This is a genomic window from Pseudomonas sp. N-1-13, from assembly GCF_057787095.1.
Map to the genome: position 1 here is coordinate 2065096 of NZ_JBYNRI010000001.1, position 14763 is coordinate 2079858.

Below are 14763 nucleotides of genomic sequence, written 5' to 3' on the forward strand. Positions count from 1 at the left end.
AGGTAGAGGCGAACTGCGGGCGCATTCGGGCGTCGTGGGCCTTTATACGAACTCAGAGTGATGCCGGGTTACCTAGTTACGCTTCCGTCCCTCGGGACAACTTCGTTCCAGTCGCAACCTCGTCAAACACACCTTGTGGGCGGTACAGACACGAATCGGCTCGCAGGGTAGTTGCAAGCGTCGACCCGAAGGCCCTTGCCAGGGCCCCTGATTAGCGGGAGCGAGGCCATCATGCCTTCGGTTTTTTGGCTCGTCAAACGTTTTGTAGTGCTTTTTTTATAGCACTACATCTTTGGTCTAATACGACTCGTCAGTCAGTTTTTGGTGCTTCAGTTCAGGGTATCCACCTTGACCCGCAGAATCATGTCGTCCCGGCCTTGGGTCGAGTAGCTGCGGCTCAGCCCCTGTTTATCGGCCTGAGTCTGGCGATTGACCCCTGCCAGGGTGATCCATTCACCCAAGCGGCCGCTGACCGTTGTGTCGGTACTTTGAACGTTCACTACATCGGGACGTTCCTGGCTCATACGGTCACGGTTGGTACTGATGTTCAGATGAACGGTCTCGCCGGTGACGCTGGCCGTGACATAAAAGCCTTGGGTGACGTTGCGGTATTCGGTCTGGCTTTGCAGGCGGCCGTAGGTGTCGGTCTGGGTGCTGGTGAACGGCACGCTCTGGCCGACCTGAATCAGCGCCGGCTGGCCTTCGCTGGCTTGTACCTGCTGCACGCCGCCTTCGCGGCTGGCGGTGCTGCGGTTGATGATGCGGGTCTGGCTGGGAGCGGCGCCGTTGATCGAATAGCCCTGGTCGCCCTGCAAGTTGTTTTCGTTGGTGTCGACCGTGATCAGCAGGCGCTTGGGGGCGGTGTCCAGTTGGGCGAGAAATGCCTTGAGCTCTTCGATTTTTCCGGGCTCGGCATTAACGATCAGTTGGTTGCCATAGGCGCTGACCTGGCCGTCCTTGCCGATGAAATTCTGCGCCACCGGCAATAGGTCGGCGCTGGTTCGGTAGTTCAGCGGGACGATTTCAGTAGCGGCCATCACCGACAGGCTGCAGCCGAGCAGCAGGGTGGCGAGCAGGGTGCGTAAGGACATGTCCATTTCTCCGCGAGACAAAGGCTTGATATTGCCAGTTTGTCGGCCTGGGGTGGGGCAAGTTGAATGTTAGACGGCAAAACGCCCCGGCATCGGTGGATGGCGGGGCGTTTTGTGGTTGCATGATGCTCTTGTGGCGAGGGGATTTATCCCCGCTGGGCTGCGCAGCAGCCCCAATGAAGCCGATTACATCAACCTGACACACCGCAGTGATTGATTTGGGGCTGCGGAGCAGCCCAGCGGGGATAAATCCCCTCGCCACAGGGTTTGGTTTCAGGCCGAATGGCGAACCATGTCCACATGCGGAATTCCGGCTTCCAGGAACTCCTCGCTGACCACCGCAAAGCCCAATCGCTCGTAGAACGGCGTGGCATGCACCTGGGCGCTGAGCATCTGCTGCTTGAGCCCGCGCTTCTCGGCTTCGGCGATCACGGCGTGCATCAGCGCGTCACCCACCTTCAGGCCGCGCCAGTCCTTGAGGACCGAGACGCGACCGATATGGCCGTCAGTCAACAGGCGCGCGGTGCCGATGGGGAAGTCGCCTTCAAACGCCAGAAAATGCACCGCGCTCTGGTCATCGGCATCCCATTCCAGTTCAGGCGGGACGGATTGCTCGGCAATGAACACAGTCTCACGAATGCGCCGGATCTCGGCGTTATCCTTTTGCCAGTCTGCGACACGAACGTGGATTTTATTCATCAGCGAACCCCAGGCTGCCTTGCTTGACCAGCTCGCAGATCAGGCCGCGACCGTCTTCGTCGGCCAGCCACGGGCCGAGGTTTTCGCTGTGCAGGGCATCGGCGGCGCAGATCATTTTCAGCAGGTCGCGCAGCTTGCCCGGCAGATAACGGCTCTGGCCGCTGGCAAACAGCAGCAGGTCATCATCGACTTCCGACCAGGCCAGGCGGGCGCTTGGGTTGCGGATGATCACTGCGCCCTGTTCCAGGCCGGCCAGCAGGTCGTCTTCTTCCAGTTCCGGGCCTACCACCAGCTCCGGGTAGCGCGGCTCGGTCATGAACTGGCCGAACCAGGTCAGCAGCAGGCGCTCGTCGCTCATGTGCTCGGCCAGCAGGCCCTTGAGGCGATCGAGGGCATCGTGCTGGATCTGGTGCGGGTCGGCCACCGGGCGCGCATCGGCGTCGGTGTAGCGTTCTTCGTCCGGCAGGAACTGGCTGAGGAAGTCGGTGAAGTGGGTCAGCACTTCGGCGGCGCTCGGCGCGCGGAAGCCTACCGAGTAGGTCATGCAGTCATCCACGGCCACGCCGCAGTGCGCCAGGCGTGGCGGCAGGTAAAGCATGTCGCCCGGTTCCAGGGTCCACTCGTCGGTGGCCTCGAAGTCGGCGAGGATGCGCAGGTCGGCGTGTTGCAGCAGCGGGCTCTCGGAGTCGCACATCTGGCCGATTTTCCAGTTGCGCTGGCCATGGCCCTGCAGCAGGAACACATCGTAGTTGTCGAAATGCGGGCCGACGCTGCCACCCGGGGCGGCGAAGCTGATCATCACATCGTCGATGCGCCAGCTTGGCAGGAAGCGGAAGTTTTCCAGCAGTTCGCTGACTTCGGGTACGAATTGATCGACAGCCTGCACCAGCAGGGTCCACTCGCGCTCCGGCAGTTTGCTGAATTCGTCTTCGGCAAACGGGCCGCGACGCAATTCCCAAGGACGTTCGCCGTGCTCGATGACCAAGCGCGATTCGACTTCTTCTTCCAGGGCCAGGCCGGCCAGTTCGTCGGCATCGATCGGGCTTTGGAAGTCTGGAATCGCCTGGCGGATCAGCAGTGGTTTTTTCTGCCAGTAATCGCGCAGGAACTCCCGTGCCGTGATGCCGCCCAGGAGTTGCAGAGGAATATCAGGATTCATGTGTAACCTATTGAAAAAATATACTTTTCAGACGCGAATAAAAACGCCCGGCGCGGCCGGGCGTCTCAGGGCAAAACGGTGGATCAGATGCGCTTGGCTTGTGCCGCTGCGTTGCCGATGTAGTTGGCCGGCGTGAGCTTTTTCAGCTCGGCGCGGGCCTCGGCAGGCATGTCCAGGCCATCAATGAAAGTCTGCAACGCTTCAGGACTGATGCCCTTGCCACGGGTCAGTTCTTTGAGCTTTTCATACGGGTTTTCGATGTTGTAGCGACGCATCACGGTCTGGATCGGCTCGGCCAGGACTTCCCAGCAGGCATCCAGGTCGGCGGCGATTTTCTGCTCGTTGAGTTCCAGCTTGCTGATGCCCTTGAGGCTGGCTTCATAGGCAATGACGCTGTGGGCAAAACCCACGCCCAGGTTGCGCAGCACGGTAGAGTCGGTCAGGTCGCGCTGCCAGCGGGAGATCGGCAGCTTGCTCGCCAGGTGTTGGAACAGCGCGTTGGCGATGCCCAGGTTGCCTTCGGAGTTTTCGAAGTCGATCGGGTTGACCTTGTGCGGCATGGTCGAGGAACCGATTTCGCCAGCGATGGTGCGCTGCTTGAAATAACCCAGGGAGATGTAGCCCCAGATGTCACGGTCGAAGTCGATCAGGATGGTGTTGAAGCGCGCGATCGCATCGAACAGCTCGGCGATGTAGTCGTGCGGCTCGATCTGGGTGGTGTACGGGTTGAAGCTCAGGCCCAGCTCGTCTTCGATGAAGGCGCGGGCGTTGGCTTCCCAGTCGATGTCCGGGTAGGCCGACAGGTGCGCGTTGTAGTTGCCCACGGCGCCGTTGATCTTGCCCAGCAGTGGCACGGCGGCGACCTGGGCGATCTGGCGCTCCAGACGGTACACCACGTTCGCCAGTTCCTTGCCCAGGGTGGTCGGCGAAGCCGGTTGACCATGGGTGCGCGATAGCATCGGTACGTCGGCGAAGCGGATTGCCAACTCGCGGATGGCCTGGGCGGTCTGGCGCATCAGCGGCAGCATCACGTCATCACGGCCTTCGCGCAGCATCAGGGCGTGGGACAGGTTGTTGATGTCCTCGCTGGTGCAGGCAAAGTGGATGAATTCGCTGACGTTGGCCAGTTCCGGCAGCTTGGCCGCCTGCTCCTTGAGCAGGTATTCAATGGCTTTGACGTCGTGGTTGGTGGTGCGCTCGATCTCTTTGACGCGCTCGGCGTGCTCCAGCACAAAGTTTTCAGCCAGGGCGTTCAGCACCGCGTTGGCTTGCGCGGAAAACGCCGGGACTTCGGCAATGCCAGGGTGAGCGGCAAGGCGCTGGAGCCAGCGCACTTCAACCAGGACGCGAGCGCGGATCAGGCCGTACTCGCTGAAAATCGGGCGCAGGGCCTGGGTTTTGCCGGCGTAGCGGCCGTCAACAGGGGAAACCGCAGTGAGCGAAGAAAGCTGCATGGGGTGTTCTCGGACAGTCGGGCAACGAAATGGGGCGCGTATCATACATGAAAACAATCGCCGGTCCGTCGCCAACTGACCGGCGTATTACGCGTAACGATATAAAAAAAGCGGGTTGAGGCGACTTATTCGTTGCGCATCAACGGGTAAAGCTCTTTCAGCAATTTGCGTCGGCTGATCACCAGCTGCCAGCGATGACCACCCAACTGCCGCCACAACCGCGCCGAGCGAATTCCGGCCAGTAACAGGGCGCGGATCTTCGAGGCATTGCTCGGTTGTTGCAGATTGCGCATGTCGCCGTGTACCTGGATGCGCTGGCGCAAGGTGCTCAGGGTGTCCTGGTACAGCGCACCGCAAGCGGCGATGACGTTTTCGTGGGCGGGACCGAAGTGTTCAACCTGGGACTGAATCTGCGGCAGGCGATTGCCGATGGTATCCAGCAGGTCGTCGCGCTTGGCCAATTGACGCTCCAGGCCCAGCATCGACAGGGCGTAGCGCAGCGGCTCGCGTTGCAGAGTGCTGGGGTCGCGCTCCAGGGCGCCGATCAGTGCGCGATAACCCTCGCGCAGGTTCAGGTCATCGCCGCCATAGACTTCAAGTGTGTCCTTGGGATCACGAATCAGCAGGCTGCCGAGCATGCAGCTCAGGCCCGCTTCGGTGGCCTGGCCGGTCTTGGCGATCCGATCCACCAGCACGGCGGCGAGAAACACCCCGCCCAATGCCGTCAGTTGCTCCTGGGTCGGGCTCATGCCTTGCTGCTCCAGGGCTCTGCGACTTCGATCACGCCGCCGCCCAGGCAGATTTCCCCGTCGTAGAACACCACGGACTGGCCGGGTGTGACTGCTCGTTGTGGGTCATCGAACGTCGCGCGATAGCCCGTGGTGGTTTTTTCCAGCATGCAGGGCTGATCACTCTGGCGGTAGCGAACCTTGGCCGTCAGACGGCGCGGTTGGCTGAGGTCGATCGGGTTGACCCAATAGATGTCGGAGGCGAGCAGGGCGCGGGAGAACAACCACGGATGGTCGTTGCCCTGGCCGACGATCAGCTCGTTGTGCTCCAGGTCCTTGACCAGCACGTACCACGGCTCTTCACCGGCGTCCTTCAGCCCGCCGATGCCCAGGCCCTGGCGCTGGCCGATGGTGTGGTACATCAGGCCATGGTGGCGGCCGATGACTTCGCCTTCGGTGGTCTTGATTTCGCCTGGCTGGGCCGGCAGGTACTGCTTGAGGAAGTCGCTGAAACGCCGCTCGCCGATAAAGCAGATGCCGGTGGAATCTTTCTTCTTGGCGGTGGCCAGGGCGTGTTTTTCGGCGATCGCGCGCACTTGCGGCTTTTCCAGCTCGCCCACCGGGAACAGGGTCTTGGCGATCTGCTCGCCGCCGACGGCGTGCAGGAAGTAGCTCTGGTCCTTGTTCGGGTCCAGGCCCTTGAGCAGTTCGGTACGGCCGTCGATGTCGCGGCGGCGCACATAGTGACCGGTAGCGATCAGGTCAGCACCGAGCATCATGGCGTAGTCGAGGAACGCCTTGAACTTGATTTCCCGGTTGCAGAGGATGTCCGGGTTCGGCGTACGGCCGGCCTTGTATTCGGCCAGGAAGTGCTCGAACACGTTGTCCCAGTACTCGGCGGCGAAGTTGGCGGTGTGCAGCTTGATGCCGATCCTGTCGCAGACGGCCTGGGCGTCCGCCAGGTCGTCCATGGCGGTGCAGTATTCGGTTCCGTCGTCTTCTTCCCAGTTCTTCATGAACAGGCCTTCCACCTCATAACCCTGCTCGATCAGCAGAAGGGCGGAAACGGAAGAGTCCACGCCGCCGGACATGCCGACAATGACGCGCTTGTTGGTGGTGTCAGAAGGGGCTGGATCACGCATAGCAGTTCAATGAGTGTCTTGAAAAAGGACGCGATTCTATCAGGCCCGGACGCGCAAGGCTAAAGAGAAGGACGGATCAGCGTCAGACTGTGGCGATGACCAGCCAGATAATCGTCGATGCAACGGATGATCAGCTCGCTGCGCCAGTGTTCACGCTGTTCGAGCAACTCGTTGCGGGTCAGCCACTTGGCGCCCAGGATGCCATCATCCAGTGGATAGTCCGGGCGGTGGTTCAAGGCCTTGGCGGCGAAACAGACCCGTTGGTAGGTCACGCCATTGCTGGGGGCGGTGTACAGGTAAATGCCCACCACGCTGGTAGGTTCGACGTCCCAGCCGGTTTCTTCCAGGGTTTCGCGCACGGCGGCTTCGATCAGGGTTTCGTTCGGGTCCAGGTGGCCTGCAGGCTGGTTGAGCACCGCTCGTCCGCCCTTGGATTCTTCCACCATCAGGAAACGGCCGTTGTCTTCGACGATGGTGGCGACGGTGATGTGGGGGTTCCAGTCCATGGGGTTTCCTCTATTTCTCAGATTGGAATGCGGGCCACTGTGGGAGCGAGCCTGCTCGCGATAGCGGTGGGTCAGTCAATATCAATGTTGAATGTTATATCGCTATCGCGAGCAAGCTCGCTACCACAGGGGAATACTGTGTTGTCAGGGGAATATGGTGTGTCTGGAAACACAAACCCCGGCACCAGGGCCGGGGTTTGTGTTGTTCCTTTACAACCTTACACCAGTGCAGCAATCGCCGCGTTGAAGGTGTTGCTTGGGCGCATGGCCTTGCTGGTCAGCTCCGGGTTGGCGAAGTAGTAACCGCCGATGTCCACCGGTTTGCCTTGGACGGCATTGAGCTCGGCAACGATTTTTTCTTCGTTGTCGGTCAGTGTCTTGGCCAGGGCAGTGAACTGGGCCTTGAGGGCTGCGTCGTCGTTTTGCGCGGCCAATGCCTGGGCCCAGAACAGGGTCAGGTAGAAGTGGCTGCCGCGGTTGTCGATGCCGCCGACCTTGCGCGAAGGCGACTTGTTGCGGTCCAGGAACTCACCGGTGGCCTGATCCAGGGTCTTGGCCAGCACCAGGGCTTTAGGGTTGTTGTAGGTCACGCCCAGGTGTTCGAGGGACGCGGCCAGGGCCAGGAACTCGCCCAGGGAATCCCAGCGCAGGAAGTTTTCTTCCAGCAACTGCTGAACGTGCTTGGGTGCCGAACCGCCGGCGCCGGTTTCGAACAGGCCACCGCCGTTCATCAGCGGCACGATGGACAGCATCTTGGCGCTGGTGCCCAGTTCCATGATCGGGAACAGGTCGGTCAGGTAGTCGCGCAGCACGTTGCCGGTCACCGAAATGGTGTCCTTGCCTTCGCGGGTGCGGGCCAGGGTGAATTTCATCGCGTCGACCGGCGACATGATGCGGATGTCCAGGCCGGCAGTGTCGTGGTTCTTCAGGTAGGCCTGGACCTTCTCGATCACCACGCCGTCATGGGCGCGCATCGGGTCCAGCCAGAAAATCGCCGGGGTGCTGCTGGCGCGGGCACGGTTGACGGCCAGCTTGACCCAATCCTGGATCGGCGCGTCCTTGGTCTGGCACATGCGGAAGATATCGCCCGCCTCGACGTTCTGCTCCAGCAGGGTGCGACCGGTGTTGTCCGAAACACGGACCACGCCGTCGGCCTTGATCTGGAAGGTCTTGTCGTGGGAACCGTACTCTTCGGCTTTCTTGGCCATCAGGCCGACGTTCGGCACGCTGCCCATGGTGGTCGGATCGAAAGCGCCGTGTTGCTTGCAGTCTTCGATCACCGCCTGGTAGATGGTGGCGTAGCAGCGATCCGGGATCACGGCCTTGGTGTCGTGCAACTGGCCGTCGGTGCCCCACATCTTGCCGGAGTCACGGATCATGGCCGGCATCGAGGCGTCGACGATGACGTCGCTCGGCACGTGCAGGTTGGTGATGCCTTTATCGGAGTTGACCATCGCCAGGGATGGGCGCGCCGCGTAGACCGCCTGGATGTCGGCTTCGATCTGCGCCTGCTGCTCGGCCGGCAAGGCCTTGATGCGGGCGTACAGGTCGCCGATGCCGTTGTTCAGGTTGAAGCCGATCTGCTCCAGCACTTGTGCGTGCTTGGCCAAGGCATCTTTGTAGAACTCGGCGACGATCTGACCGAACATGATCGGGTCGGAGACCTTCATCATGGTGGCCTTGAGGTGGACCGACAGCAGGACGCCTTTTTGCTTGGCGTCTTCGATTTCAGCGGCGATGAAGTCGCGCAGGGCGTTCTTGCTCATCACGGCGCAGTCGAGGATCTCACCGGCTTGTACGGTGGTTTTTTCTTTCAGGACAGTGGCAGTGCCGTCCTGAGCGATCAGCTCGATTTTCACGCTGCCGGCGGCGTCGATCAGGGCGGCTTTTTCGCTGCCGTAGAAATCACCGGTGCTCATGTGGGCCACATGAGACTTGGAGTCGGCTGCCCAGGCGCCCATTTTGTGCGGGTGCTTGCGCGCGTAGTTCTTGACCGACAGCGGTGCGCGGCGGTCGGAGTTGCCTTCACGCAGGACCGGGTTCACGGCGCTGCCCTTGACCTTGTCGTAGCGGGCGCGTGCGTCTTTCTCGGCGTCGCTGGTCACGGTTTCCGGGTAGTCCGGCAGTGCATAGCCCTGGGCCTGCAATTCCTTGATCGCGGCCTGCAGTTGCGGCACCGAGGCGCTGATGTTCGGCAGCTTGATGATGTTAGCTTCAGGCGTCACGGCCAGGTCGCCCAGTTCGGCGAGGTGGTCGGCGACGGCTTTGTCACCCAGTTGCTCGGGGAAGCTGGCCAGGATGCGCCCTGCAAGGGAGATATCGCGGGTTTCCACGGCGATGTCGGCCGAGGCGGTAAAGGCTTCGACGATCGGCAGCAGCGAATAGGTGGCGAGGGCGGGAGCTTCGTCGGTGAAGGTGTAGATGATCTTCGAGCGGGTGGGCATATTCGGATTAACTCTCTTCTTTGCTAAAGCATGCGCAGAAACTCGAGGGGCGCCGGGTAAGCGCGTTCGTTCAAAGTCATCCGTGAGTCGAATGTCGAGGTTTCTTCGCGGTGATGTTGGGTGCATCAGTCGAGCGTCAAGCGGTCGGGCCGCGGTAACGGTCCGGCTTTCAACGGGCCGAAAGTCTTGTGATAGAGCCATCAGCCGTCGTGACCCTGTGGTCAGCGGCGGCATTATACATAGGTAGCTGGCGATCTGCCGATGGTTCATATACTTGCGTACTCGTCCATTGGTCTAAACGTCGCAGTGCTAGAGGAGCAGACTATGCTCACGTTTGGCGCTTTTCCCTTGTTTTTCAGGGTGGTACACCGCGAACTGCAACGCTTTTCCCCGGATGAGCCTAACGTAGGGTTTGCGCGCCGATACAACTGGGGTACGCTCGAACGCAGCCAGATGTTCAATCCAAGCAATGGAGTTCAGCATGGGGTATCAAAAGATTCAGGTTCCAGCCGTCGGTGACAAAATCACCGTCAATGCAGACCATTCTCTTAATGTTCCCGACAACCCGATCATCCCCTTCATTGAAGGCGACGGCATTGGCGTCGATATCAGCCCGGTCATGATCAAGGTGGTGGACGCTGCGGTTCAGAAGGCCTATGGCGGCAAGCGCAAGATTTCCTGGATGGAAGTCTACGCCGGTGAGAAAGCAACTCAGGTTTACGACCAGGACACCTGGCTGCCCCAGGAAACCCTGGACGCGGTCAAAGACTACGTGGTTTCCATCAAGGGCCCGCTGACCACGCCGGTCGGTGGTGGTATTCGCTCGCTGAACGTCGCCCTGCGCCAGCAGCTCGATTTGTATGTATGCCTGCGTCCGGTGCGCTGGTTCGAAGGCGTGCCAAGCCCGGTCAAGAAGCCTGGCGACGTGGACATGACGATCTTCCGTGAGAACTCCGAAGACATCTACGCCGGTATCGAGTGGAAAGCCGGTTCGCCCGAAGCCACCAAGGTCATCAAGTTCCTGAAAGAAGAAATGGGCGTTACCAAGATCCGTTTCGACGAGAATTGCGGCATCGGCGTCAAGCCGGTTTCCAAGCAGGGCACTCAGCGTCTGGCCCGCAAGGCCTTGCAATATGTAGTGGATAACGATCGCGATTCGCTGACCATCGTGCATAAAGGCAACATCATGAAGTTCACCGAAGGTGCCTTCAAGGAGTGGGCCTACGAAGTGGCGGCCGAGGAATTCGGCGCGACCCTGCTCGACGGTGGGCCTTGGATGCAGTTCAAGAACCCGAGAACCGGCAAGAACGTCATCGTCAAGGACGCCATCGCCGATGCCATGCTCCAGCAAATCCTGCTGCGCCCGGCCGAATACGACGTGATCGCGACCCTGAACCTCAACGGCGACTACCTCTCCGACGCCTTGGCGGCGGAAGTGGGGGGCATTGGTATTGCGCCGGGCGCCAACCTGTCCGACACCGTGGCGATGTTCGAAGCCACCCACGGCACGGCACCCAAGTATGCCGGCAAGGACCAGGTCAACCCGGGTTCGCTGATCCTGTCGGCGGAAATGATGCTGCGACACATGGGGTGGACCGAAGCGGCCGACCTGATCATCAAGGGCACCAACGGCGCGATTTCCGCCAAGACCGTGACCTATGACTTCGAGCGCCTGATGGACGGCGCTACGCTGTTGTCTTCCTCGGCCTTCGGTGATGCACTGATCTCGCACATGTAAGCGGATCGGCAGTCAGCAAAAAAATGCCCGGCTCGAGTGATCGAGTCGGGCATTGTTGTTGTCAGGGGAGGCTTGTGCCGATCAATGGGCTTCAGTGGTCATGGCATTGACGGGGGTAGCGCAAGAGGTATCTTCGACGGTGTCGGGTGCAATATTGACCGCGTGCAGGCCCTTGGGCCCCTGGATGACTTCGAACGTGACGCGTTGTCCGGCTCTCAGGGTTTTATAGCCATCCATCTGAATCGCCGAGTAATGGGCGAAAAGGTCTTCATCCCTGCCGTTTGCGATAATGAAACCGTAGCCCTTGGCATTGTTGAACCATTTGACTTTGCCACTCATCTTGACGACCGACATAGGCCATATCCCTCTGCAACACACTCCGTCAGTGGAGTATCATCCAATCCATCCGCAGGCTAATCTTGGAAAACAGGATCGATTCCACGGACCTTTTTAACCCACGATGGGCTCTATTGGTTGTAACACCGTTTTCCCGATAGTCAAGGTGACCCGGCGAACGTGGTTGAAATCGCCTACAAGCGCCCCCATCACTGTATTTGCCAACTAAACGAACCTTTCTTTCCATGCATGCAATCAGCCAGATTCGACTAACATTCAATCAGGATCGCCCGGATCTACATGACGACGATTCCGCAGGCATTGCTGTTCAGGAAGCAAAGCCTGCATTACAGGCGCCACCGATGTACAAGGTGGTTTTGTTCAACGATGACTACACACCGATGGATTTCGTCGTCGAAGTGCTCGAGGTGTTTTTTAACCTGAATCGCGAGCTGGCGACCAAGGTCATGCTGGCCGTCCATACAGAGGGACGGGCAGTATGTGGAGTGTTTACCCGCGACATCGCCGAGACGAAGGCCATGCAGGTCAACCAGTACGCCCGGGAAAGCCAGCATCCGCTACTCTGTGAAATCGAGAAGGACGGTTAACGCCGACCACTTGGGTATGAGGTGAAGCTATGTTAAACCGCGAGCTCGAAGTCACCCTCAATCTTGCCTTCAAGGAGGCTCGTTCGAAGCGTCATGAATTCATGACCGTCGAGCACCTGCTGCTGGCCCTATTGGATAACGAGGCTGCCGCCACCGTTTTGCGTGCCTGCGGCGCAAACCTCGATAAACTCAAGCATGATTTGCAGGAGTTCATCGACTCCACCACGCCATTGATCCCCGTTCATGACGAGGATCGCGAAACCCAGCCAACCCTGGGCTTCCAGCGTGTCCTGCAGCGTGCTGTCTTTCATGTACAGAGCTCGGGTAAGCGTGAAGTGACCGGCGCCAACGTGCTGGTCGCCATCTTCAGCGAACAGGAAAGCCAGGCGGTTTTCCTGCTCAAGCAGCAGAGTGTTGCGCGCATCGATGTCGTCAATTACATCGCCCATGGCATTTCCAAGGTACCTGGGCACGGCGATCACTCCGAAGGTGAACAGGATATGCAGGATGACGAGGGCGGTGAGTCTTCTTCTTCGGGCAATCCGCTGGACGCCTACGCCAGCAATCTGAATGAACTGGCGCGCCAGGGGCGTATCGATCCACTGGTCGGACGTGAGGCGGAAGTCGAGCGGGTCGCGCAGATCCTGGCCCGACGCCGCAAGAACAACCCGCTGCTGGTGGGCGAGGCGGGCGTGGGCAAGACTGCGATCGCCGAAGGCCTGGCCAAGCGCATCGTCGATAACCAGGTGCCGGACCTGCTCGCCAACAGTGTGGTGTATTCCCTCGATCTGGGGGCCTTGCTGGCGGGCACCAAGTACCGCGGTGATTTCGAGAAGCGCTTCAAGGCATTGCTGGGCGAGCTGAAAAAGCGTCCGCAGGCGATCCTGTTCATCGACGAAATCCACACCATCATTGGTGCCGGTGCCGCGTCCGGTGGCGTCATGGATGCCTCGAACCTGCTCAAGCCGCTGCTGTCTTCGGGTGATATCCGTTGCATCGGTTCGACCACGTTCCAGGAATTTCGCGGGATCTTCGAAAAAGACCGTGCCCTGGCCCGGCGTTTCCAGAAAGTCGATGTGTCGGAGCCTTCGGTGGAAGACACCATCGGTATCCTGCGTGGGCTGAAGGGGCGTTTCGAACTGCACCACAATATCGAATACAGCGATGAAGCCCTGCGCGCCGCTGCTGAGCTGGCCTCGCGCTATATCAATGACCGGCATATGCCGGACAAGGCCATTGATGTTATCGACGAGGCGGGTGCCTATCAGCGGCTTCAGCCAGTGGAGAAGCGCGTCAAGCGCATCGAAGTGCCACAGGTCGAAGACATCGTGGCGAAAATCGCGCGGATTCCGCCCAAGCACGTCACCAGTTCCGACAAGGAGCTGCTGCGTAATCTGGAGCGTGACCTGAAGCTGACCGTGTTCGGTCAGGATGCAGCCATCGATTCGCTGTCCACCGCCATCAAGTTGTCTCGCGCCGGACTCAAGTCGCCGGACAAACCAGTGGGTTCTTTCCTGTTCGCAGGTCCCACCGGTGTCGGCAAGACCGAGGCCGCACGGCAATTGGCCAAGGCGATGGGGATCGAGCTGGTTCGCTTCGACATGTCCGAGTACATGGAGCGTCACACCGTATCGCGTCTGATTGGTGCGCCTCCGGGATATGTCGGTTTCGACCAGGGCGGCCTGCTGACCGAGGCCATCACCAAGCAGCCGCATTGCGTGCTCTTGCTCGATGAAATCGAGAAGGCGCATCCGGAAGTCTTCAACCTGCTCCTGCAGGTCATGGATCACGGTACGCTGACCGACAACAACGGGCGCAAGGCGGATTTCCGCAATGTGATCATCATCATGACCACCAACGCCGGCGCCGAAACCGCGGCTCGCGCTTCGATCGGTTTCACCCATCAGGACCATTCGTCCGATGCGATGGAAGTGATCAAGAAGAGCTTCACGCCTGAATTCCGCAACCGCTTGGACACCATTATCCAGTTTGGTCGCCTCAGCCATGAGGTCATCAAGAGTGTGGTGGACAAGTTCCTTACCGAACTTCAGGCGCAGCTCGAAGACAAGCGTGTGCTGCTGGAAGTCACCGATGCGGCCCGCAGTTGGTTGGCGGCCGGTGGTTACGATGTGACGATGGGGGCACGGCCGATGGCTCGCCTGATCCAGGACAAGATCAAGCGTCCACTGGCGGAGGAGATCCTCTTTGGCGAACTGGCCGAACATGGCGGTGTGGTCCACATCGACATCAAGGACGGCGAGCTGACCTTCGACTTCGAAACCACGGCTGAAATGGCCTGATCGTTACACGCAGGAAAAGCAAAAGGCGCCGAAAGGCGCCTTTTTGCTGACTTCAGAAACACCTGGCCCCTCCGGGTCTGGATAACTGCAGGATTTGTATCCGCCACAAATTTCCTGTGGGAGCGCGCTTGCTCGCGAAAGCGGTGGGTCAGTTGGCTGTAATGTCGAATGCGCCGGCCTCATCGCGAGCAGGCTCGCTCCCACAGGGTTGTGAGGTGATTATTGGCGCGGACAAACAAAAACGCCCGGCATCAGCCGGGCGTTTTGTATTGACTTGTTAGCGAGCGCGGTAAGTGATGCGCCCTTTGCTCAAGTCATAGGGCGTCAGCTCGACGCGCACTTTGTCACCGGTAAGAATACGAATGTAGTTCTTGCGCATCTTGCCGGAGATGTGCGCGGTTACGACGTGCCCATTTTCCAACTCCACACGAAACATGGTGTTGGGCAGGGTGTCGACGACAGTGCCTTCCATTTCGAAGCTGTCTTCTTTCGACATGCAGTAAAGCCCTCGGTATCCAGTGAATGGCCCGGTGCAACTGCGCCAGGCAAAAGCGGCGT

General features: G+C 59.8%; 13 protein-coding genes. 3 read left to right on the forward strand and 10 right to left on the reverse strand.

Annotation, left to right across the window (positions count from 1 at the left end):
- Positions 1 to 329 precede the first annotated feature (329 nt).
- From AC3I65_RS09425 to AC3I65_RS09460, 8 genes are all read right to left on the reverse strand, one after another.
- Complete coding sequence (locus AC3I65_RS09425) at positions 330 to 1091, reverse strand: secretin N-terminal domain-containing protein (RefSeq protein ID WP_188251537.1); 762 nt, start codon at positions 1089 to 1091, stop codon at positions 330 to 332.
- A 273-nt stretch (positions 1092 to 1364) separates the two neighbouring features.
- Positions 1365 to 1790: a GNAT family N-acetyltransferase gene (locus AC3I65_RS09430; RefSeq protein WP_072339633.1), complete on the reverse strand. Its 426-nt coding sequence runs from the start codon at positions 1788 to 1790 to the stop codon at positions 1365 to 1367.
- The gene (locus AC3I65_RS09435; RefSeq protein WP_047227729.1) at positions 1783 to 2949 is read right to left on the reverse strand and encodes a ribosomal protein uL16 3-hydroxylase; all 1167 of its coding nucleotides are present in this window, start codon (positions 2947 to 2949) and stop codon (positions 1783 to 1785) included. Before AC3I65_RS09435 ends, AC3I65_RS09430 begins: the two co-directional genes overlap by 8 nt.
- 83 nt (positions 2950 to 3032) lie before the next feature.
- Positions 3033 to 4403, reverse strand: coding sequence for an adenylosuccinate lyase (purB, locus tag AC3I65_RS09440; protein WP_047227728.1), 1371 nt, complete (start codon positions 4401 to 4403; stop codon positions 3033 to 3035).
- A gap of 125 nt (positions 4404 to 4528) precedes the next feature.
- Positions 4529 to 5152 (reverse strand): high frequency lysogenization protein HflD, encoded by a 624-nt coding sequence (gene hflD, locus AC3I65_RS09445; protein WP_047227727.1) that lies wholly within the window; start codon positions 5150 to 5152, stop codon positions 4529 to 4531.
- Positions 5149 to 6273: a tRNA 2-thiouridine(34) synthase MnmA gene (gene mnmA, locus AC3I65_RS09450; RefSeq protein WP_487777850.1), complete on the reverse strand. Its 1125-nt coding sequence runs from the start codon at positions 6271 to 6273 to the stop codon at positions 5149 to 5151. The genes hflD and mnmA overlap by 4 nt, the downstream gene beginning before the upstream one ends.
- 59 nt (positions 6274 to 6332) lie before the next feature.
- Entirely contained in the window at positions 6333 to 6779 is a 447-nt protein-coding gene (locus tag AC3I65_RS09455; RefSeq protein ID WP_047227725.1) for an NUDIX hydrolase, read from the reverse strand.
- Between the two features lie 218 nt (positions 6780 to 6997).
- The gene (locus tag AC3I65_RS09460; RefSeq protein ID WP_047227724.1) at positions 6998 to 9223 is read right to left on the reverse strand and encodes an NADP-dependent isocitrate dehydrogenase; all 2226 of its coding nucleotides are present in this window, start codon (positions 9221 to 9223) and stop codon (positions 6998 to 7000) included.
- Positions 9224 to 9704: 481 nt separating this feature from the next.
- Between AC3I65_RS09460 and icd the strand changes: the two genes are divergently transcribed.
- The gene (gene icd, locus AC3I65_RS09465) at positions 9705 to 10961 is read left to right on the forward strand and encodes an NADP-dependent isocitrate dehydrogenase (protein WP_047227723.1); all 1257 of its coding nucleotides are present in this window, start codon (positions 9705 to 9707) and stop codon (positions 10959 to 10961) included.
- 81 nt (positions 10962 to 11042) lie between these two features.
- On the opposite strand, the gene cspD is transcribed toward icd, so the two are convergent.
- Positions 11043 to 11315, reverse strand: coding sequence for a cold shock domain-containing protein CspD (gene cspD / locus AC3I65_RS09470; RefSeq protein WP_047227722.1), 273 nt, complete (start codon positions 11313 to 11315; stop codon positions 11043 to 11045).
- A 227-nt stretch (positions 11316 to 11542) separates the two neighbouring features.
- On the opposite strand from cspD, the gene clpS reads away from it, so the two are divergent.
- Positions 11543 to 11905 carry an ATP-dependent Clp protease adapter ClpS gene (clpS, locus tag AC3I65_RS09475; protein ID WP_015094394.1) on the forward strand — a complete coding sequence of 121 codons (363 nt, stop codon included), beginning with the start codon at positions 11543 to 11545 and terminating at the stop codon, positions 11903 to 11905.
- A 29-nt stretch (positions 11906 to 11934) separates the two neighbouring features.
- Positions 11935 to 14205 carry an ATP-dependent Clp protease ATP-binding subunit ClpA gene (clpA, locus tag AC3I65_RS09480; protein WP_047227721.1) on the forward strand — a complete coding sequence of 757 codons (2271 nt, stop codon included), beginning with the start codon at positions 11935 to 11937 and terminating at the stop codon, positions 14203 to 14205.
- 277 nt (positions 14206 to 14482) lie between these two features.
- Here the strand turns inward: clpA and infA are convergent, their stop codons facing one another.
- Positions 14483 to 14701, reverse strand: a complete 219-nt coding sequence (infA, locus tag AC3I65_RS09485) for a translation initiation factor IF-1 (RefSeq protein ID WP_002553999.1) — start codon at positions 14699 to 14701, stop codon at positions 14483 to 14485.
- Positions 14702 to 14763 lie beyond the last annotated feature (62 nt).